Source organism: Paraburkholderia sp. MM5477-R1 (genome assembly GCF_050436385.1).
In the GTDB taxonomy this organism is placed as follows: Bacteria; Pseudomonadota; Gammaproteobacteria; order Burkholderiales; family Burkholderiaceae; genus Paraburkholderia; species Paraburkholderia tuberum.
Window position 1 is genome coordinate 417707 of record NZ_JBNDMC010000010.1, and the last position, 19658, is coordinate 437364.

At 63.4% G+C, this 19658-nt stretch carries 17 protein-coding genes and 2 pseudogenes; 8 read left to right on the plus strand and 11 right to left on the minus strand.

Features of this window, described 5'->3' with window-relative positions; translation table 11 throughout:
- Positions 1–34: 34 nt before the first annotated feature.
- Complete coding sequence (gene acnD / locus OKW35_RS45740) at positions 35–2632, minus strand: Fe/S-dependent 2-methylisocitrate dehydratase AcnD (RefSeq protein ID WP_429555510.1); 2598 nt, start codon at positions 2630–2632, stop codon at positions 35–37.
- Between the two features lie 112 nt (positions 2633–2744).
- Positions 2745–3914, minus strand: a complete 1170-nt coding sequence (gene prpC / locus OKW35_RS45745) for a bifunctional 2-methylcitrate synthase/citrate synthase (protein WP_090809234.1) — start codon at positions 3912–3914, stop codon at positions 2745–2747.
- Between the two features lie 237 nt (positions 3915–4151).
- Here prpC and prpR point away from each other — a divergent pair, with 237 nt between their 5' ends.
- Complete coding sequence (gene prpR / locus OKW35_RS45750; RefSeq protein ID WP_429555511.1) at positions 4152–6110, plus strand: propionate catabolism operon regulatory protein PrpR; 1959 nt, start codon at positions 4152–4154, stop codon at positions 6108–6110.
- A 6-nt stretch (positions 6111–6116) separates the two neighbouring features.
- On the opposite strand, the gene OKW35_RS45755 is transcribed toward prpR, so the two are convergent.
- Both OKW35_RS45755 and OKW35_RS45760 read right to left on the minus strand, forming a co-directional pair.
- Positions 6117–6527, minus strand: coding sequence for a hypothetical protein (locus tag OKW35_RS45755; protein WP_429555512.1), 411 nt, complete (start codon positions 6525–6527; stop codon positions 6117–6119).
- Between the two features lie 621 nt (positions 6528–7148).
- Positions 7149–7412, minus strand: coding sequence for a hypothetical protein (locus tag OKW35_RS45760; protein WP_090809231.1), 264 nt, complete (start codon positions 7410–7412; stop codon positions 7149–7151).
- Positions 7413–7508: 96 nt separating this feature from the next.
- Here OKW35_RS45760 and OKW35_RS45765 point away from each other — a divergent pair, with 96 nt between their 5' ends.
- The gene (locus OKW35_RS45765) at positions 7509–7715 is read left to right on the plus strand and encodes a hypothetical protein (RefSeq protein ID WP_429403576.1); all 207 of its coding nucleotides are present in this window, start codon (positions 7509–7511) and stop codon (positions 7713–7715) included.
- 58 nt (positions 7716–7773) lie between these two features.
- On the opposite strand, the gene OKW35_RS45770 is transcribed toward OKW35_RS45765, so the two are convergent.
- Positions 7774–8049 (minus strand): hypothetical protein, encoded by a 276-nt coding sequence (locus OKW35_RS45770; protein ID WP_429555513.1) that lies wholly within the window; start codon positions 8047–8049, stop codon positions 7774–7776.
- Positions 8049–8801 (minus strand): hypothetical protein, encoded by a 753-nt coding sequence (locus OKW35_RS45775; RefSeq protein ID WP_429555514.1) that lies wholly within the window; start codon positions 8799–8801, stop codon positions 8049–8051. Before OKW35_RS45775 ends, OKW35_RS45770 begins: the two co-directional genes overlap by 1 nt.
- Positions 8802–8940: 139 nt before the next feature.
- Here OKW35_RS45775 and OKW35_RS45780 point away from each other — a divergent pair.
- Positions 8941–9711, plus strand: a pseudogene (locus OKW35_RS45780) (isocitrate/isopropylmalate dehydrogenase family protein); the annotation flags it as partial.
- A 278-nt stretch (positions 9712–9989) separates the two neighbouring features.
- Here the strand turns inward: OKW35_RS45780 and OKW35_RS45785 are convergent.
- Genes OKW35_RS45785 through OKW35_RS45795 form a run of 3 tightly spaced genes read right to left on the minus strand, consistent with a single transcriptional unit; the run spans position 9990 to position 12360 of the window.
- The gene (locus tag OKW35_RS45785) at positions 9990–11429 is read right to left on the minus strand and encodes a hypothetical protein (RefSeq protein ID WP_429555515.1); all 1440 of its coding nucleotides are present in this window, start codon (positions 11427–11429) and stop codon (positions 9990–9992) included.
- The gene (locus OKW35_RS45790; protein WP_429510036.1) at positions 11426–11869 is read right to left on the minus strand and encodes a hypothetical protein; all 444 of its coding nucleotides are present in this window, start codon (positions 11867–11869) and stop codon (positions 11426–11428) included. The genes OKW35_RS45785 and OKW35_RS45790 overlap by 4 nt, the downstream gene beginning before the upstream one ends.
- Complete coding sequence (locus OKW35_RS45795) at positions 11869–12360, minus strand: glycosyltransferase family 2 protein (protein WP_429404365.1); 492 nt, start codon at positions 12358–12360, stop codon at positions 11869–11871. The genes OKW35_RS45790 and OKW35_RS45795 overlap by 1 nt, the downstream gene beginning before the upstream one ends.
- A gap of 368 nt (positions 12361–12728) precedes the next feature.
- Here OKW35_RS45795 and OKW35_RS45800 point away from each other — a divergent pair, with 368 nt between their 5' ends.
- From OKW35_RS45800 to OKW35_RS45820, 5 genes are all read left to right on the plus strand, one after another.
- On the plus strand, positions 12729–13424 hold the full coding sequence (locus tag OKW35_RS45800; protein ID WP_429555516.1) for a class I SAM-dependent methyltransferase: 696 nt from the start codon (positions 12729–12731) through the stop codon (positions 13422–13424).
- A gap of 13 nt (positions 13425–13437) precedes the next feature.
- Positions 13438–13845 (plus strand): GtrA family protein, encoded by a 408-nt coding sequence (locus OKW35_RS45805; protein ID WP_184039660.1) that lies wholly within the window; start codon positions 13438–13440, stop codon positions 13843–13845.
- Between the two features lie 168 nt (positions 13846–14013).
- Positions 14014–15000, plus strand: coding sequence for a M14 family metallopeptidase (locus tag OKW35_RS45810; RefSeq protein WP_429555517.1), 987 nt, complete (start codon positions 14014–14016; stop codon positions 14998–15000).
- Between the two features lie 384 nt (positions 15001–15384).
- On the plus strand, positions 15385–16743 hold the full coding sequence (locus OKW35_RS45815; protein WP_429555518.1) for an MFS transporter: 1359 nt from the start codon (positions 15385–15387) through the stop codon (positions 16741–16743).
- 382 nt (positions 16744–17125) lie between these two features.
- Positions 17126–17458, plus strand: a complete 333-nt coding sequence (locus tag OKW35_RS45820; protein WP_184039654.1) for a hypothetical protein — start codon at positions 17126–17128, stop codon at positions 17456–17458.
- Between the two features lie 24 nt (positions 17459–17482).
- Here the strand turns inward: OKW35_RS45820 and OKW35_RS45825 are convergent.
- Together OKW35_RS45825 and OKW35_RS45830 are read right to left on the minus strand one after the other, a co-directional pair.
- A pseudogene (locus OKW35_RS45825) lies at positions 17483–17605 on the minus strand (glycosyl hydrolase 53 family protein); the annotation flags it as partial.
- A 37-nt stretch (positions 17606–17642) separates the two neighbouring features.
- Positions 17643–19607, minus strand: a complete 1965-nt coding sequence (locus tag OKW35_RS45830) for a beta-galactosidase (protein WP_429555519.1) — start codon at positions 19605–19607, stop codon at positions 17643–17645.
- Positions 19608–19658: the final 51 nt, after the last annotated feature.

Sequence of the window (19658 nt, forward strand, 5' to 3'; positions counted from 1 at the left end):
TTGCGACGTTCACTGCAAAACGCGCGTCTACCCGTCAAGCCGCCGCTCTGGTCGACTCGAGAAAGTCCTGCGCGAAACGCTGCAGCACGCCACCGGCTTCGTAGATCGACCCCTCTTCGGCCGTATCGAGCCGGCACGTCACCGGCACTTCGACGCGCTCGCCGTTGCGGCGATGAATCACCAGCGTCAGATCGGCGCGCGGCTTGCGCTCGCCGATCACATCGAACGTCTCGGTGCCGTCGATGCCGAGCGTCAGGCGATTGACGCCGGGCTTGAATTCGAGCGGCAACACGCCCATGCCGACGAGGTTCGTGCGGTGAATCCGCTCGAAGCCTTCCGCGACGATCGCTTCGGTGCCGGCCAGCCGCACGCCCTTCGCGGCCCAGTCGCGCGACGACCCCTGGCCATAGTCGGCGCCCGCGATCACGATCAGCGGCTGCTTGCGCTCCATATACGTTTCGATCGCTTCCCACATGCGCGTGACCTTGCCTTCGGGCTCGATACGCGCGAGCGAACCGGCCTTCACCTGGCCATTCTCCAGCACCATCTCGTTCTTCAGCGTCGGGTTCGCGAAGGTCGCGCGCTGCGCGGTCAAGTGATCGCCGCGGTGCGTCGCGTACGAATTGAAGTCCTCTTCGGGCAGGCCCATTTTCGTCAGGTATTCGCCGGCCGCGCTGTCGGGCAGAATCGCGTTCGACGGCGACAGGTGGTCCGTCGTGATGTTGTCGCCGAGCACGGCCAACGCTCGCATGCCCTTCAGCGTGCGCTCGCCGGCGAGCGCGCCTTCCCAGTACGGCGGACGGCGAATATAGGTGCTTTCTTCGCGCCAGTCGTACAGCGGGTCGGCCTTCGCGCCGGTGTCGGGGGAGACCGCGAACATCGGTTCATACACTTTGCGGAATTGCTCGGGTTTCACGCTCGCGGCGACGATCGCATCGATCTCCGCATCCGACGGCCACAGATCTTTCAGCGTGACCGCATGACCGTCCGCATCGACGCCGAGCACGTCCTTCTCGATGTCGAAGCGGATCGTGCCCGCGATCGCATAGGCGACGACCAGCGGCGGCGACGCGAGAAATGCCTGCTTCGCGTAGGGGTGGATCCGGCCGTCGAAGTTGCGGTTGCCCGACAGCACGGCGGTCGCATACAGATCGCGCTCGATCACTTCCTTCTGAATCACTGGGTCCAACGCGCCGGACATGCCGTTGCACGACGTGCACGCATACGCGACCACGCCGAAGCCGAGCTGTTCGAGTTCAGGCAAGAGCCCTGCCTCTTCCAGATACAGCGTGACCGCCTTCGAGCCCGGCGCGAGCGAGCTCTTGACCCACGGCTTGCGCACGAGTCCACGCCGGTTCGCGTTGCGTGCGACCAGGCCCGCCGCGATCATGTTGCGCGGATTGTTCGTGTTGGTACAGCTCGTGATCGCGGCGATGATCACCGCGCCGTCCGGCATCAGACCGGGCTCGTTCTCGACCTTGCCGCTGACGCCGCGCGCGGCCAGCTCCGACACCGGCAAGCGGCGATGCGGATTCGACGGCCCCGCGAGCGTGCGCACCACGCTCGACAGATCGAACTCGAGCACGCGCTCGTAGTCGGCGTGCTTCAGCGTATCGGCCCACAAGCCGGTTTGCTTCGCATACGTTTCCACGAGTTTGACGAGTTCGTCGTCGCGGCCGGTCAGCTTCAGATAGCGGATCGTCTGCTCGTCGATGTAGAACATCGCGGCAGTCGCGCCGAACTCGGGCGCCATGTTCGCGATCGTCGCGCGATCGCCCAAGGTCAAATTCGCCGCGCCCTCGCCGTAAAACTCGAGGTACGCGCCGACCACCTTCTCTTTGCGCAAGAACTCGGTCAACGACAGAACCACGTCGGTCGCGGTAATACCCTCGCCCGGCTTGCCGCTCAGCTCCACGCCGACGATATCGGGCAGCCGCATGTACGACGCGCGGCCGAGCATCACGCTCTCCGCTTCGAGGCCGCCGACGCCGATCGCGATCACGCCGAGCGCATCGACCATCGGCGTATGCGAGTCGGTGCCGACCAGCGTGTCGGGAAACGCGACACCGTCCTTCACCTGCACGACCGGGCTCATGCGTTCGAGGTTGATCTGATGCAGGATGCCGTTGCCCGGCGGAATCACGTCGACGTTGCGGAACGCGCGCTTGGTCCAGTTGATGAAATCGAAGCGGTCTTCGTTGCGGCGATCTTCGATCGCGCGATTCTTCGCGAACGCGTCCGGATCGAAACCGCCGCACTCAACGGCCAGCGAGTGGTCGACGACCAGTTGCGTCGGCACCACCGGATTCACGAGCGCCGGATCGCCGCCTTGCGCGGCGATCGCATCGCGCAGACCCGCCAGATCGACGAGCGCGGTCTGGCCGAGAATGTCGTGGCACACGACGCGCGCCGGGAACCACGGAAAATCGAGCTCGCGCTTGCGTTCGATGATCTGTTTCAGCGAAGCGGTCAGCGTCACCGGATCGCAGCGGCGCACCAGGTTTTCGGCGAGCACGCGCGACGTGTACGGCAGCTTGTCGTAGGCGCCGGATTTGATTGCGTCGACCGCGGCACGCGTATCGAAGAAGTCGAGCTTGGTGCCCGGAAGGCGTTTGCGGTTGGCAGTATTCATGGCGTAGGGACAGGACAGTTATCGGCCGCCGGACAGGATGCCGGCGGCGTCCGGCGGCGCTTCTCGCGCGCGGCCGGTTGGACAGTGCAGGCAGTTTAGCTCGCTGCGCGCGTCAAACGCGCTTCGCCAGCGGCACGAACGGCAGATCGTCCGGACCGGTGTAATTCGCGCTCGGACGGATGATCTTGTTGTCGACGCGCTGCTCGATGATGTGCGCGCTCCATCCTGCCGTACGCGAGATCACGAACAGCGGCGTGAACATCGCGGTCGGCACGCCCATCATGTGATACGACACCGCGCTGAACCAGTCGAGGTTCGGGAACATCTTCTTCGCGTCCCACATCACCGATTCGAGCCGTTCGGCGATCGAGAACAGTTTCGTGTTGCCCGCTTCCTTCGACAGCTTCTTCGCGACTTCCTTGATGATCTTGTTGCGCGGGTCCGAGATCGTGTACACCGGATGGCCAAAGCCGATCACGACTTCCTTGTTCTCGACGCGGCGGCGGATGTCGGCTTCGGCTTCGTCAGGCGTCTGGTAGCGCGACTGGATTTCGAACGCGGCTTCATTGGCGCCGCCGTGTTTCGGGCCGCGCAGCGCGCCGATCGCGCCGGTGACCGCCGAGTACATGTCCGAGCCCGTGCCCGCGATCACGCGGCCGGTGAACGTCGACGCGTTGAACTCGTGCTCCGCGTACAGGTTCAGCGACACGTGCATCGCATCGACCCACGCCTTCGACGGCTCGACGCCATGCAGCAGATGCAGGAAATGCCCGCCGATCGAATCGTCGTCGGTTTCGACCTCGATGCGCTTGCCGTTGTGCGAGTAGTGATACCAGTACAGCAGCATCGAGCCGAGCGAGGCCATCAGCTTGTCGGCGATATCGCGCGCGCCGGGCAGGTTGTGATCGTCTTTCTCCGGCAGCACGGTGCCGAGCACCGACACGCCGGTGCGCATCACGTCCATCGGATGCGCGGCGGCCGGAATCCATTCGAGCGCGGCTTTCACGTTGGCGGGCAGGCCGCGCATCGACTTCAGCTTCGTCTTGTACGCGGTCAGTTCGGCCTGCGTCGGCAGCTTGCCGTGGACCAGCAGATAAGCGATCTCCTCGAATTCGCACGCCTCGGCGATGTCGAGAATGTCATAGCCGCGATAGTGCAGATCGTTGCCGGTCTTGCCGACCGTGCACAGCGCGGTGTTGCCCGCGGTCACGCCCGACAGCGCGACGGATTTTTTCGGTTTGAAAGCGCCTGCGTTCGGCGTGCTGTTGTCTGCTTCGCTCATCGATTGTCTCCAGAAAGGGTTGGAATTTGGCCATTGCTTCGACTGGGCTGCCTTGTACGCAAGGAACGGGCCAGCCCGCTCACGGCCAGCTAAGTGCCTGATTTGGCGGCAGTCCGGCGAAGCAATGACGCGACCCCGTCCGACGCTCGATTTCATTAATGAAACTCCGGATTTCAAATCGGCAATGAATGCTCGCATAATGGAGGTCCCGAACCATCCCGTTGCGAGCCGTCCGCCTTGAGCACGCCTCTTTATGAACCGCCGCAGCGTCCGCGCGTCTGGGCGCTCAGCATTAGCCGCCTGCGCGATCTGTTCTTCGACATCGCCGGCGAATACGTGGAACGCGCGGATGTTCGCATCGTGTCGCACGCCTTCGAAGACGCGGTGCGCGAAATCGAGGCCGCGGGCGCCGCGCGGCCCGACGTCGTGCTCGCGGGCGGCTCGAACGGCGCGTATCTGAAGACGCGCGTGTCGGTGCCGGTCGTGCGGATCAGTCCGACCGGCTACGACGTCATGCATGCGCTCGCCCGCGCGCGTCGGGAAGGCCCGCGCGTCGCGCTCGTCACGCACGGCGACACGCCCGACGAAGTGCGCCGTTTCACCGCCGCGTACGCGCTCGATGTCACGTTCGCGTCGTATCAGTCGGCGCAGGACGCAGAGAGCGTCGTGCTCGATCTCAGCGATCGTGGCATCGACGTCGTGGTCGGCCCAGGCATGGTCACCGATCTCGCTGCGAACGCCGGCATGGGCGCGGTGTTTCTTTACTCGCGCGCGTCGGTGCGGGCCGGTTTCGACACCGCGCTCGAAGTCGCGCAGGCGACGCGCCGCGAAACCGTGCGACGTCAGCGGCTCGACACGCTGCTGCAGCACCTGCGCGACGGCGTGGTCGCGCTCGATGCGCAAGGCCGCGTCGAACTGATGAACCAGCGGCTCGCGAGCGTGCTCGGTATCGATGCCGCGAAGGCCGTCGGCCGCGCGCTGCTCGAACTCGCGCCCGACCTCGCGGGCAGTCTGCCGGACGCGGAGGGCGACAGCTTCTGCACGGTGCGCGGCGCCAGCTATGTCGTGCATCGCGGGCCGCTCGCAAGCAGCGGCGCGGCGCCGGGCACCGTACTGACGTTTCAGGAATCGCGCGCGGTCGAACGGCTCGATCGGACGCTGCGCGCGCGTCAACGCGTGCAGCAGTTCACCGCGCGCTACCGGCTCGACGATATCGTCGGCGCGTCGGAATCGATCGAACGGGTGCGCGCGCTCGTCGTGCGTTATGCGAGGTCGGACGCGACCGTGCTGATTCTCGGCGAAAGCGGCACCGGCAAGGAAATGGTCGCGCAGAGCATGCATCAACTGAGCGCGCGACGCGACTTCGCGTTCGTCGCGATCAATTGCGGCGCGTTTCCGGAGGCGCTGCTCGAAAGCGAGCTGTTCGGCTACGAGGAAGGCGCGTTCACCGGCGCGCGCAAGGGCGGCAAGGCGGGGCTGATCGAGGTCGCGCATCGCGGCACGCTGTTTCTTGACGAGATCGGCGAAATGCCGTTGCCGTTGCAGAGCCGCCTGTTGCGCGTGTTGCAGGAGCGCGAGGTGGTGCGGCTCGGATCGACGGAGCCGATGCGCGTCGATATCCGCATCGTCGCGGCGACGCATCGCGCGCTGACCGACGCCGTCACAGAGGGCAGTTTCCGTACCGATCTGTACTACCGGCTCAACATCCTCAGCATCGCGCTACCGCCGCTGCGCGAGCGGCCGAACGACCTGCTGCCGCTCGCCGCCGAACTGTTGCGCCAGGCGGCCGCGCGCGAGCCGAGGCTGGCGGCGCGCGTGCCCGACGCGCCGACCGCCGCTCGCATGCTGGAGGGTTTGGGCGCGGCGTTGCGGCGCTATGCGTGGCCGGGCAATGTGCGCGAGTTGCAGAACGTGATCGAGCGGATCGCGGTTGAACTCGCCGATGGCGATGCGGACACGGATGCGAGTGCGGCGCTCGTCACGCGCGACATGCTGCGCGCGATCGCGCCGGAAGTCGTCGAGCCCATCGCGCGCGCGAAGCCGGCGGCGCTGACGCTGCGCGAGCGCAGCCGTCATGTCGAGGCCGATGAAATCCGCGCGGTGCTCGCGGTTCACGACGGTGATCGCGATGCGGCTTGCGCCGCGTTGGGCATCAGCAAGACGACGCTGTGGCGCAAGCTGAATGCGGGGCGGTAGAGAGGGTTACGGTTTCACTGCCCGCACGATCACGCCGTTCCAACCGAATACGACGCGATGCGCATCCATGCGGAATACGGCCGCGCAATTGTCGCTGTCCAGCAGTAGGGTCTTCGGCGGCAAGCCCGTATCTTCGAGGTTGATACCGTAATAGTCCTTGAGCTTCGGCGCGGTATTGACGGTGCGGACGTTGAAACCGCCGTGCGGACGACAGCGCTCGCCTGCGAATTCGATCTGCCCAGTCGATATGCTCAGCACCTTGCCGAGCAGTCGTTTTGCCTCAGGTATTCCGCCCGAAACATCGCTGTATCCGACCACCTCGGTGACGGTCCATTTTCCGTTGAATGATGACGGGGTGGCCGTGATCCCGGTGGCAGAGCAGGGGTCGCAATCAGGTAAATGATCAGCGCCGGGCACAGTGGTTTGAGCATCACGGTCGCTGCTTCCTGAAAGGCGCCGATTCCCCTATCCGCCGATTCGCCAGTCCCCGGCTTCTGCGGGGCGAGCCAATCGGGCGCCCCCGCCGATCGCGTGGGGTCACCATGATATTGAGCGACATGTGCTGCGCGACTCCTTCCATATCCCCCCGATTTGCAGGGTCCAGCGCTTCTCGTGTATTCCGATCCGTCGAGTGGTATGCGAAAGAGACTGCCTTGCTGCCATGTCATCTCCTCGAAAACAATTGCATAGGCGAGCGCTACGGACAACTTGCTCACTGCCCGTAACGCGAGCGGAAATTTACCATCGCTTGCCCTGCTTGAAGCGCTATGCAGTAAATTTTGGGCCGTCGCCCAAACAAACCGCATACCGTCGTCATCCGGCATGCCGCGCTGATAGTCGAACGGCTGCGCATTGCTGAGATTCTGTGGCACGCGGGGCTTTTGTAATAGCGCCCATAAAAACCGCCTCAATAGAGGCAGTAACAGTAATGCAACAGGGGTACCAGGGGAAACAGGCAACCATCGACTCTGCTGCTGGCGACCCGATCATCATACGGACCCTTGACTGGTGGATCCGACTTCGCTGACGCGGTACGGCCTACGGAAACGGAAACTGATCCGGCTCCACGCGCAAACGTTGCTGCACTTCAGGGTGATATATCGAGAGAACGCCAAGCGCCATAGCGCCGAGACGCTTCGCGATGTTTTCACCTAATTTGCCGCCCGGAATCGCTGAAAGACGCCAAGGCGCGACAACGGCGTTTTCGCGTAGAGCGGCCAAGTCGGAATCCTTGAGTGAATACATTTCAAACTGTTGCAGCTCTTCGTTATACGAGACGACGAATGATTTTGACGGGACCATAGTTCAGTATCCTCGACATTGGTTATACAACCGGAAAGCGTTGTCCTTGCACGCGCGCCCGGTTGCCGCAGCGACACCACCGCGGCCGGAGCAGTCGTGGCGGCGGTACTCGCAAGGACGGGCTGGCAGCGGGCAGACGTGATCGTCTATCGCGACAGCACTGGGCAGTTCGACGGGCTGCTGGTGGACGACGACAGCTTTGCCGGCATTCTCCCACTCGGCGGCGCACGTTCGCTAGCGGACGCGCTCGCGCGACTTCCTGAAGCGCTCGCGGCCCTGCGCGGGCCGGACGCGCAACAGTAGGTTTGATAATTCCCGAATGCCCGTTGCACGCACAGCGCATAAGTGCGCGGGCGGCGAGCTACGTCTGTGAAGGCTTGTCGATCGGCTCTTGCGTAACCGACATGTACTGCTTGATGTCAGGCTGACCGAGCGCAATCACGTTGAGTATTGCGACGCCGAGCCTCCGCGCAAATTCGTCGTCGAGTTTGAAATCGTACTCATCGAGAAGGATCGGCATTTCAATTTTCCCGGCCAGCAACGGAACAAGCCTGGTGGGGTCAACGGTTTGCACCGTGAGCCGTTGACGGTCCTCTGTATAGGTTAGAACCACGGAATACGGCGGATGAGTAGCCATCAATATCCTCTGCACTGTTGATAGTTCTGGAATGCCTGCGTTTTGCATAGCGCGATGCCGCGTGTACCGCCCATTGGGCCAGCCAGTGCGTTGCACAGGTCTATGTCCCGTTCGTACTGCGCGAAGCATTCGGCCTCGTGAAAATCGCTCACTCCGCGCGCCGCAATGTCCTGCACATCGTCACCCACGGCATCTGGCTGATAGTTGAACGCCTGAGCATTGCCGAGGTTCTGCGGCGCGCGCGGGCTGTTGCCATAGAGCGAACTTAGCATGTCCGCGTCGGCCGGTTGTTGCGCGCGTGCGGGCGCTGTCCGGGAAGCCTTTTCCCGCTGCTCCCGTATCGCCTGCACGCACTTGAGCATCTCGTCCCGCTCAGGGACGAAGATCAGGCTACCGTCCTTCACTTCCTTGTACAGGGCTTTGGCAACCTCTTCGTCTTTCATTCTGTACATATGGAAGCGGTTGTCACTCCGGCCGAGCATATCGCGTAACTCGTATGGCTGGTGCGACAGCAGCATGGATGGGCTATATCGCAGCCACGCTGCGCGCGCTTCCTCCATGCCCTGCACAATGTCGTCGTGTGACTCGCGCGGCACGCTCGCCGGCCATGCAAAATGGAACCACCGATCCACGTCAAACAGCCAGCGAGACCTGATGTGAAGGTTGAACGATCTGTAAAGGCTGACCGAGAACAGATGTCCGTGCCGCCTTTCACGGACCTCATGATAAGAACCCGGGGAAAGTGAAGTCATCGTGCCTCACAGTCAATAAAGGAGGCCCGATTGTGCATCAAGGTACCATCCCAAAAAACCCCTGGTTAAGCCTTGCAGGAGGGGCACGCCGCGCCTGGCACGGCATGAACGAATGCACCACGAATAAAATAACCACCACCATCTGCGGCCCGCACGGCTCTTTGCGGGCGTTCCCTCGCCGCTCGCGGGACGCAAGGCCGGCGACATCGACTTCTGGATCGTGCGCGAGAACACCGAGGGCGAGTATTCGTCGGTGGGCGGCGTGATGTTCGAAGGCACCGAGCGCGAGTTCGTGCTGCAGGAGTCGGTGTTTACGCGGCATGGCAGCGAGCGCGTGCTGAAGTTCGCGTTCGATCTCGCGCAGCGCCGCGCGCGCAAGAAAATCACCGTCGCAACGAAGAGCAACGGCATCGCGATCAGCATGCCGTGGTGGGACAAATGCGCGGCCGGCATCGCCGCGCAGTATCCGGACGTCACGTGGGACAAGCAGCACATCGACATCCTGTGCGCGCGTTTCGTCCTGAACCCGGACCGTTTCGACGTGGTCGTCGCGACCAATCTGTTCGGCGACATCCTGTCCGATCTCGGCCCCGCGTGCACGGGCACGATCGGCCTCGCGCCGTCGGGCAACCTGAATCCGGACCGCAAGTTTCCGTCGCTGTTCGAGCCGGTGCACGGCTCGGCACCCGATATCGCCGGCAAGCACATCGCGAATCCGATCGCGATGATCTGGTCGGCCGCGATGATGCTCGACTTCCTCGGTCATTCGAGCGGCAAGGAGCGCGAAGCGCACGACGCGATCCTGAAGGCGATCGAGGCGACGCTGATCGAGGGTCCGCACACCGGAGACCTCGGCGGCAAGGCAAGCACGAGCGAAGTCGGCGAGGCGATCGCGGCAAAACTCGCCTGATATGAACGACGCGCCAGGCCCATCAAAGCGCGCTGCGAATGCCTGGCCGCCGATCGTTCGACATGAAGGGATGACGGCGCAATGCTGGATGCGCCGTTATCGGCAGTTGCGCCGCTCGTAGAGCGACCATTCGCCCTCGTGCGTCACCAGGGCGACATCGCATTCGCTATTGGCGAAGAAATCTTTCGGCAACGGCCCCTCCTTGCGAACGAAGAAATAGCGGTACAGACGGCCATTGTCCTTATTCCATTCGAAACCCGCCGGATCGTGTTCGAGCGTCAGCGGGGCCTAGGCATCATGCCCGGCCTGAAGCGCGCGATCTGCGGCACGTAAGTCGCGAAGTTCGGATCGACGAAACCGTGTTTCTCCGCCTGATACCACAGCGACTGGTGCTCGTACGCGGCCGGGCTCCTGTACGCGGGACTCGCGCGATCGAATATCAGACTTAGCGCGCGTTGATCCGGTTCGGTCCGCGACAGCAGCGCGTCCAGCGGCGCGTTCTCGACGGCGAAACGATGCAGACGAACCGTCTGGTCCGCAAAGAAGATCCAGCATCCGGCGATGATCAACGCTTGTACGGCGACGCCGGGCAGCGCACCCCGGTTCGAACCGGACGACGCACGGCGAGCGCCGTTCGCCGACGTTTGCGGCGCGCAGAACATCAACGCATACGCGGGCAACAGAAATAGCGCGAAACGGTGATACAGGTACGCAGTCTTCAGCGCCATGCCCGGCACGACGAACCACACGAACGCCACGGCGAGCATCGGCACGAGGACCGAGCGATCGGGATTGATCCTGTTGCGCCATAGCCACGGCGCGGCGAACATCAGCGCGACGAGCGGCAAATACACGGCCGCGCTTTTGTTCATGCCCCACACGTAGACGGGCAGCGAGAGCACCCGCTGCAAGTCGAAGCCCCATTTGAATACGTCTACGCCGGGCACCGTCTGCCCGAGCAGCGGATCGGTCGCGCGGCTCCACACCATATACGCGATGCACAGCACACCGAGCGGCACGAACGGCGCGAGCGCGAGGATCTTGCGGACGAACGTCTTCTGTTTGAACAGCACGAAGCCGACGCCTACCGCCATCGCAAGCAGAAACACGAGCCCGTGACAGAAGAACAGCGCCGTGCCCGCAACCAACATCCATACCCCCTTCCTGACGGAAGTCGCCTTCGCATAGTCGTGCGAGAGCCACATGAACAGAATGCCCAACGGGGTCGCGACCAGAAACGTATAGAAGCCCCACATGAAGGCGAAGCCGAAAAATCCCGGCACGAACAGCCAGTCGAGCCGTGGATCGCCGCCCAGATACCTGCGAAAGCCCACGCATGACGCCACGAACGCGAAATACGCGAGCATCAGCACGCAATTGAGCGCGGCGCCGATCGGCATCAGATACGTGAGCGGCAGCGCGAGGCCGTAGCCGACGAGATACGGCGTCAGCAGATTGAGCTGCAGGAGGTTTTGCCACGGCGACGTATGCTCGAGCAGATCGCGCAGCAACATCACCTGTCCCGCATGTTGCGGCAAGTCCACCAAGGGCGGACGCGGCGCGATCCAGAACAACGCTGCGCCATACAGCACGGTGACGATGAAAAGCACGCGCGGAAGAATGGTGGCGAGCCGGCCGGAGCGCGAAAACAGCGCGTCTGCGGACACCGCGTCGGCGCCCGGGGTCGCCGGCGCCGAACGATCGACGGGAAAATTCATAACGTTTGCTCAATGATGAAACGGGGACGGTGCTTGGTTTCGGCGTACGTCTTCGAGATGTAGCCGCCGATCACACCGAGGAAGAGCAACTGGATACCGCCGAGAAAGTACATTGGGATTACCGTCGAAGCCCAGCCGGGCACCGTGAGGTTGGTGAAGATGCGCGCATAGGCGGCCCATGCGCCGAAGCACAGCGAGCCGATCGCCAGCAATGCGCCGATGCGCGTACTCCATTGCAAGGGAACGGCGGAGAACGACGTGATGCCGTCCAGCGCGAGGACGATCATTTTGCTGAGCGGGTATTTGCTCTCGCCCGCAAAGCGCGCGGCGCGCTCGTATTCGACGATCGCAGTCTTGAACCCGAGCAGCGGAATGATGCCGCGCAGGAAAAGATTGACCTCCTGAAACTGACGCAACGCTTCCACTGTCTTGCGGCTCATCAGGCGAAAATCCGCGTGGCCCGGCAGGATATCGACGCCGAACGTCCGGAGCAACTTGTAGTAGTTGCGAGCGGTGAAGCGCTTGAAGAATGTGTCGTCGTACGTTTGTGACGCACGCCGAAGACGATTTCCGCACCCGACTGATATTCCGCGAGCATGCGTGGAATGGCTTCGATATCGTCCTGAAGATCCGCGTCGAGGCTCACGAGTACATCGCCTTGAGCCGTCATCAGACCGGCGAGCAGCGCATTCTGATGACCGCGATTGCGCGAGAGTTTGATGCCGCCGCAGCGGGCATTCTGCGCGTGCAGCACTTCGATGATCGACCAGGTACGGTCGCGGGAACCATCGTCAATGAAAGTGATGCGGCTTTCGTTGCTCACCTCGCCGGCCTCGATCAATCGCTCCAGAAGTGCGAGCAGCCGCTTACTTGTCTCGGTGATAACCTCTTCTTCGTTGTAGCACGGTACGACGAGATTCATCGTCGTCATAGGCAACTCCCCATTCTGAAGCTGGCTCGACCCAGAGTCCGGCACAGAGTCCGGCGTTTAACCTAGTTGGACATTAGTACGCATCGCCGACCACAGGCAAGCATACGGGACCTCTTTGTCCGAAATGTACTAAGGCATCGGAAAAAACGTCGAATTAGAGCCGCAACGGAATTACCACATCGGAATACGAACAACCACTTTTTACTGGCACTGGTCTGCATCAGCATGCCGATACGCGCAAGGCCATGCGATTGTTCGCGTGGTCCCGTATGATTGGGTCGTGGAGACAATGGAGAATGCATGAACCGTCACGCCAGATCGCTTTCCAATTGCCTTTGGAACGGATGTTCACGGAAAGGATGAATAGCATGGACAAGGCCGAGTTCGACAGCTTTGCTGACGAGTATCTTTCGCTGCACGCCCGTAACATCGCGGCATCGGGAGAAGGTCCGGAGTTTTTCGCCGAGTACAAGATCCGCGACATCGCCGAGGAGATGACGCGACGCGATGCGCTGCCCGCGCGCATGCTCGATTTCGGATCGGGCGTGGGCACGTCGATTCCATGGGTGAAGCGCTATTTGCCGGACGCACAGCTCACGTGCGCGGATGTATCGGAGCGTTCACTGGAAGTCGCGCACAGCCGCTTTCCCGATTCCTCGCGCTTCGTCCACTTCGATGGTCACACGCTGCCTTTCGAGCAGGGCGAATTCAATCTCGCCTATGCGATGTGCGTGTTCCATCATATCGATCACGCCGAGCATGTTCATTTGTTGGGCGAACTGAAACGCGTCGTGGGTCCGCGGGGCACGGTCGTCATCTTCGAGCATAGTCCGCTGAACCCGCTGACCGTCAGGGCGGTCAACACCTGCGAGTTCGATGTGAACGCCAAACTGATCACCGCGCGCAACATGAAGCGGGCGTGCCTCGATGCGGGCTTTTCCGACGTTGTCGTGCGCTTCCGGATTTTCTTTCCTCACATGCTGGCCAAACTGCGTCCACTCGAAAAATATCTGAGCCATGTTCCGCTCGGCGCCCAATATGCCGTCTACGCGAGCGCCGCATGAAGGCGGCCATTCGATGAACAGTCTACGCACGACAGCATCGCGTACCGAACCTCTTCGCCAGTTCATCAAGTATCTTCTGGTTGGCGGCCTCAATACGGTGATCTCGGCCGCAATCATCTTTATCGTGCAAGCGGCGGGCGCGATTCCTGTAGTTGCGAACATAGTCGGCTACGCGATGGGTGTGGGACTGAGCTTCGCGCTCAACAGCAGGTTCACGTTCAGGACGGAGGCCACGCGGCACACCGCCATCCGCTTTCTGATCGTCGTGCTGATCTCGTACCTGGCCAATCTCGCGACGATGGTTTCGGTGTTGCATCTCACGCACGCGCCCTATCTCGCGCAACTGTGCGGCATTCCCGTCTACGTGATCGTGGGCTTTCTCGGCAACCGGTATTGGGCGATGCGCGGGCGTGCACGCTGAAGATGCGCCTCGCATCCGCACGTCATTGATATCCGTTCACGATTTTGTCGACGTGGCGGGATACGGTAAGCACATGTCGGAAGAACATTTACTATCTTTTGCGGAAGGTGCCAGGAATAACAACGTCTTACGAAAAGATTATCAATGCCATTCACCGAGGACGCCGCCATGAGCCGAGAAGCCTATCCGATCGAAGTCGAATTCCCCGATATCGCGCCGCACGAGCCATCGTCGTCGGGCGTTGCATACGTCCACACGTTCGATTCGGGCGTGCCCGGCCCGCACGTGATGATCAACGCGCTCACGCACGGCAACGAAGTGTGCGGCGCGATCGTCGTCGACGAGCTGCTGCGCCGCGCGTTGCGGCCGCGACGCGGACAGCTCACGCTGTCGTTCGCGAACGTCGCCGCGTACCGGCGCTTCGATCCGGCGAATCCGGACGCCGCGCGCTTCGTCGATCAGGACTTCAACCGCGTGTGGACGGCGGCGGTGCTCGACGACACGTCGCGCAGGTCGAGCGAGCTGCAGCGCGCGCGTGCGATGCGCCCGGTGATCGATACGGTCGACGTGCTGCTCGACCTGCATTCGATGCACGAGCGGTGCAAGCCGCTGATCGTCGCGGGACCGCTGCAAAAAGGCATCGACCTCGCGGTGCGGCTCGGTACGCCCGCCGCGGTGATCTGCGACGAAGGGCATCCCGAAGGCCGCCGCATGCGCGACTACGAAGGGTTCGGCGATGCCGCGAGCCCGAAGAACGCGCTGCTGATCGAATGCGGCCAGCATTGGGAGCGCCGTGCGGTGGCGGTCGCGCGCGATACGACCGCGCGCTTCCTGCTGCTGGCCGGCGTGATCGACGAAGCGGATCTGCCGCCTGGATGGCTCGCGCCATTGCCGCCCGAGCAGAACATCGTGCGCGTGACACAGCCGGTCGTCGCGACCAGCATGGACTTCAGCTTCGCCGCGGCGTACACCGGCCTCGAAGTTTTCGCCGAGGCGGGCGCCGTGATCGGCTGGTCGAACGGCGAAGAGGTGCGCACCCCCTACGACAACTGCATGCTCGTGATGCCGTCGCTGCGGCAATTACGCCCCGGTGTGACGGTGGTCCGGCTGGGGCGAATCGAGCGGACGGTGGCCAATCCCGGGGTGACGGCCTGACGGGCAGATGTCTCGACGCCGTTCGCCGGTTGCTTTGGCGCGTTGAGCTTGGCGCGCCTCGTCCTTTCTGCGGCCCGATTGCAGCGCGCCGCCTGCCACGCATCGGCGGGCACGTCCGCCACTGCGAAGCTCGGGTATTCCCCCGTTGACCGCATCGAATTCATTCCTTACAGTGGCGCGCGTTCGCATAGAGAATCACAGTTCTTTATTCGAACAAATTCCCTCGCCCGGCGCGATTCCGTCAAACCGATCCGTCCGGGATGATTCATTGCCGATGAACGGCCAGTTGGCCCGCCGCAGGCATCGTACGCCGTTGCCAGACGGCGTACAGTCTTAGAGAAGAATAGCTCGTCGTGTCGGGCCTTTCGCTGCCAGGAGACCATCATGAACCGCAGCCCCGCTGTGAACGTTCAAACCTTCATCAACGAGCATCCGTTTTCGCCGTTCCAGTGGCTGATCTTTTTCATGTGCTTCATCATCGTCCTGCTGGACGGTTTTGACACTGCTGCGATCGGCTTCATCGCGCCTTCACTGATCACCGAATGGGGTATCAGCAAGCCCGCGCTCGCGCCGGTGCTGAGCGCCGCGCTGTTCGGCCTCGCGTGCGGCGCGCTCGGCTCGGGTCCGTTGTCCGACCGCCTCGGGCGTCGCTCGATGCTGGTCGGCTCGGTGCTGCTGTTCGGCGTCGCCTGCCTCGCGTCGGCGTTTTCGACCGGCATCGACCAACTGACCGTGCTGCGCTTCGTCACCGGCGTCGGCCTCGGCGCCGCGATGCCGAACGCGGTCACGATGATGGGCGAGTACTGCCCGGACAACCGCCGCGCCACCATGATCAACCTGATGTTCTGCGGCTTCCCGCTCGGCGCCGCGTTCGGCGGCTTCCTCGCCGCGTGGATGATTCCGCATCTGGGCTGGCGCAGCGTGCTGATCCTCGGCGGCGTCACGCCGCTGCTGCTGTTGCTGCTGGTGCTCGCGAAGATGCCGGAGTCGGTCCGCTACATGGTCGCGAATAACAAGCCGGCCGAGCGGATTCGCGGCGCTCTCGCGCGCATTTCCGGCGACGCGGTGCAGGCCGCCGGTTTCACGATGACCGAAACCGCGCCGCAAACCGGCGGCAAGGGGCTCGGCGTCGTGCTGTCGCGCTCGTACATCGTCGGTTCGGTGATGCTGTGGGTCGCGTACTTCATGGGCCTCGTGATCTTCTACGCATCGATCAACTGGATGCCGATCCTGCTGAAGGACGCCGGCCTCACGCCGCAACGCGCGACGCTGATCTCCGCGCTGTTCCCGCTCGGCGGCGTCGGCGCGGTACTGGCCGGCGTGCTGATGGACCGCTTCAACGCGAACCGCGTCATTGCGGTGTGCTATGCACTGACCGCCGTCAGCGTGTACTTCATCGGTCAGGCGGCCGGCAACGTCGGCGCGCTCGTGCTGATCGTGTTCATCGCCGGCGTGCTGATGAACACCGCGCAATCGTCGATGCCGGCGCTCGCCGCCGCGTTCTACCCGACCGTGGGCCGCGGCACGGGCGTCGCGTGGATGCTTGGCGTCGGCCGCTTCGGCGGCATTGCGGGTTCGTTCCTCGTAGCCGAGCTGGCGCGCCGCCACTTCTCGTTCGGCGGCATCTTCGCGACGATCGCGGTGGCGGGTCTGCTCTCTTGCGTCGCGCTGCTGATCAAGCAGGCGGCACGGCCGCAGGCGGCGGAAGCGGGTGCGTCGAAGACGGAGTCGTTCGGCCATTGAGCCTGCAATGAAATGCGCGCGCTAGCGGACCGGTAACGGTTCGACCGAGTGGTGACCCAGAAGCCGCCCTGCGAATCGCAGGGCGGCTTTTTGTTTCGCTGAACGCCTGGAATCTCTCGCTTACCTGAACGCGAGCAGTTGCTCGACACACAGCAGCACGGCAATCAGAACCATCGCCGCGCCAACCTGGCTAAAGGATCGGCCGCTGCCGCTGTGATGCATCGACGTCACGCCCGTTCGCCTGCGGCATTGCGATCCACGGCGGCGAAAAGCGCCCCGGCCTACTTCCCGATACACTACGCAACAATTTTTCCGCGCGCGGCCAGGCGCGGCGATCACCGCCGCTGCCGCGCCGCCGCCGTCTCATGTCAGGACTCCAGTAATGAAACGCGTAGTCGTATCCGCGCTCGTCGCGCTGTGCATCGCGCAGCCGGCCGCTCAGGCCGTCGCGCAGACCGTCAGCGATCAATGTTTCGCGCTCGGCGATATCGCCGGCCAGGTCGCGTCGTGGCGCGCACACAAAAAGACCAAAGCTCAGGCGCTCGAGCAGGCCGCCCACTACTACAAAGACCCGTCCGACCGCGCGGCCGTCGACGCGATCATCGAAAAGATCTACAGCCCCGACGCGCCACACATGACGCCCGATCAGGCGAGCATGGCGATCACGTCGGAGTGTGTGAACCAGCACAAGGGGCAGGCATCGCCGGCACAGTGATGCCGGCGTGTCACCCGCGATGCGCTAGCGCCGCCGGAACGCATCCAGCGACGACAGTGCGTTGCCGTGGAAATCGAACAGCGTGTTGTTGTCCCACTGGTCGCCGGCGCCGACTTTCCACCCGACGTTCGGCGTCGGAATCCACTCGGTTGACTTCGTGCCGTGACGTGACAACCACACCACGTCACGCGTCTTTCCACGCGCAGACGTCGCCGGTATTCAGGCGCGGCTCGCCGAGCACGAACGTCGCATTGCGCGGTGCTGGCGCCTGCACCGGTTGCGCGCCGAAATTGAATGCGAAGGTCAAGCCGCCGCGGCGGCGCAGCCTCAGTCCATCGGCGAGTATCTGCGTATCGAGGCCCGCATCGCGCGCCGCCTGCCGCAACAGCGTGCGATGCAGTTCATGCGACAGCCAGCCGGCCACATAGCGCACGTTGCCGTGCGTCAGCAGCGCGGGCCAGGCATCGCCGAAGCGCGCGGCAATGCGTGTCTCGCCATTGGCGCGCACATGCTCGCGCCAGTGCAGCGCGTAACCCTCGGTGCCGTCGATCGACAGCGCGGGCGCCAGCGTCGAGCGCAGCGTTTCGACTTCGAGCACCTGGATCGGCAGCGCGCGCTGCAACGCGCCGGGCGGCAGATTGCCGGGAATCGCGAACGCGTCGGTTTTCGAGCCGCTGCGTGGGCCGAACACCCATTGCGCGTTCGAACGCGCGATCTGCTCGACGAGCGCGGCGTCGATCACCGCGAGACTCGGCACCACGACTAGCTGGTAGCGCGAAAGATCTGCCCGGCTCGACACGATATCGACATCGAGCCCGAGTTCGCGCAGCGACTCGTAGTAGTCGAACGCGAGCGTCTGGTAGTCGAAGCCCTTGCCGTGACGCTGGATTTCGAACATCCACTGCGTCTCGTAGTCGAATACCAGCGCGGTGGCCGCGCGCGCGGGCGCGGCGAGCGTCGACAGCGCCGTACTGCCCGCGATCTCACGCGCGGCCCGTTGCACCTCGAGACCGCCCGGCGACAGTTCGTCGTTCGGCAGATTGAGCCCGGAATGCATCTGCTCCTGCGCATACGGGCACTGACGCCAACGGAAATACGACACCAGTTCGGCGCCATGCGCGAACGCCTCGTACGCCCATAGCCGCACCATGCCCGGCGCCGGAATCGGATTCCACGACGCCCAGTTTACCGGACCGGCCTGCTGCTCCATCACCCAGAAGCGCCCGCCGCCAATGCCCCGGTAGCGGTCGTGATCGAACGCGGACACGTCGGGATGTCCGGTACGCGCGAAGCGCGCCTTCTGCTCCTGCGGCAACGCGATCGACTCAGTGCGCGCAATCGGATAGCTGTCCCATGCGGCGACGTCGATCGCGTTGTCGGCGGCGAAGCGATAGTGATCGAAGGTCGTGAAAAAGCCCATGAAGTTGTGCAGCAGATCCGCGTTCGGCGCATGCTCGCGCAACACCTCGATCTGCTCGCGATGGAAGCTCGCCACCTCGTCGGACATTAAGCGGCGGAAGTCGAGCAGATGGATCGGATTGGCGTCGGTGGGTGTCAGCATCGGCAGCCCGATCGCGTCGAACGACGGGTACTCCATGCTCCAGAACACGTTGCCCCACGCGTCGTTCAACGCGCCGATCGTTGCGTAGCGCCGCTGCAGCCACGCGTGAAAGCGCTGCAACGCCGCGGCCGAATAGCTCGGCACCGTGTCGTGGCAGCCGAGTTCGTTATCGGTCTGCCATGCGACGATCGACGGATGCCGGCCATAGCGCATCGCCATCGCGGTGACGATGCGCACGCATTCGCGCCGGTACGTGTCGCTCGAAATATCGTAGTGACGCCGCGAGCCGAAACTCCAGCGCGCGCCGTCCGCGCGCACCGGCAACACGTCCGGGTGGGCGTCGACGAGCCACTTCGGCGGCGAAGCGGTCGGCGTGCCGAGCACGAGTTTCAGGCCCGCTTTCGCGAGCGTTTCGACCGCTTCGTCGAGCCATTGCCAGTCGAATTCGCCGGCGCGCGGCTCCATACGGCTCCACGCGAATTCAGCGATCCGCACATGCGTGATGCCGAGTTCGACCATACGTTGCGCGTCGTCGGCCCACATCGCGCGCGGCCATTGTTCCGGGTAGTAGCAGACACCAAGTTGCATGTGAAAGTCTCGTGGTGAGTTGACGTCGAGCCGTCGTTTCAATCGTGTTTC

Coding starts and splice junctions, on each gene's coding strand:
- acnD (WP_429555510.1), bottom strand. CDS start 2,632: ATGAATACTGCCAACCGCAAACGCCTTCCGGGCACCAAGCTCGACTTC.
- prpC (WP_090809234.1), bottom strand. CDS start 3,914: ATGAGCGAAGCAGACAACAGCACGCCGAACGCAGGCGCTTTCAAACCG.
- OKW35_RS45760 (WP_090809231.1), bottom strand. CDS start 7,412: ATGGTCCCGTCAAAATCATTCGTCGTCTCGTATAACGAAGAGCTGCAA.
- OKW35_RS45770 (WP_429555513.1), bottom strand. CDS start 8,049: ATGGCTACTCATCCGCCGTATTCCGTGGTTCTAACCTATACAGAGGAC.
- OKW35_RS45775 (WP_429555514.1), bottom strand. CDS start 8,801: ATGACTTCACTTTCCCCGGGTTCTTATCATGAGGTCCGTGAAAGGCGG.
- OKW35_RS45785 (WP_429555515.1), bottom strand. CDS start 11,429: ATGAATTTTCCCGTCGATCGTTCGGCGCCGGCGACCCCGGGCGCCGAC.
- OKW35_RS45790 (WP_429510036.1), bottom strand. CDS start 11,869: ATGAGCCGCAAGACAGTGGAAGCGTTGCGTCAGTTTCAGGAGGTCAAT.
- OKW35_RS45795 (WP_429404365.1), bottom strand. CDS start 12,360: ATGACGACGATGAATCTCGTCGTACCGTGCTACAACGAAGAAGAGGTT.
- OKW35_RS45800 (WP_429555516.1), top strand. CDS start 12,729: ATGGACAAGGCCGAGTTCGACAGCTTTGCTGACGAGTATCTTTCGCTG.
- OKW35_RS45805 (WP_184039660.1), top strand. CDS start 13,438: ATGAACAGTCTACGCACGACAGCATCGCGTACCGAACCTCTTCGCCAG.
- OKW35_RS45810 (WP_429555517.1), top strand. CDS start 14,014: ATGAGCCGAGAAGCCTATCCGATCGAAGTCGAATTCCCCGATATCGCG.
- OKW35_RS45815 (WP_429555518.1), top strand. CDS start 15,385: ATGAACCGCAGCCCCGCTGTGAACGTTCAAACCTTCATCAACGAGCAT.
- OKW35_RS45820 (WP_184039654.1), top strand. CDS start 17,126: ATGAAACGCGTAGTCGTATCCGCGCTCGTCGCGCTGTGCATCGCGCAG.
- OKW35_RS45830 (WP_429555519.1), bottom strand. CDS start 19,607: ATGCAACTTGGTGTCTGCTACTACCCGGAACAATGGCCGCGCGCGATG.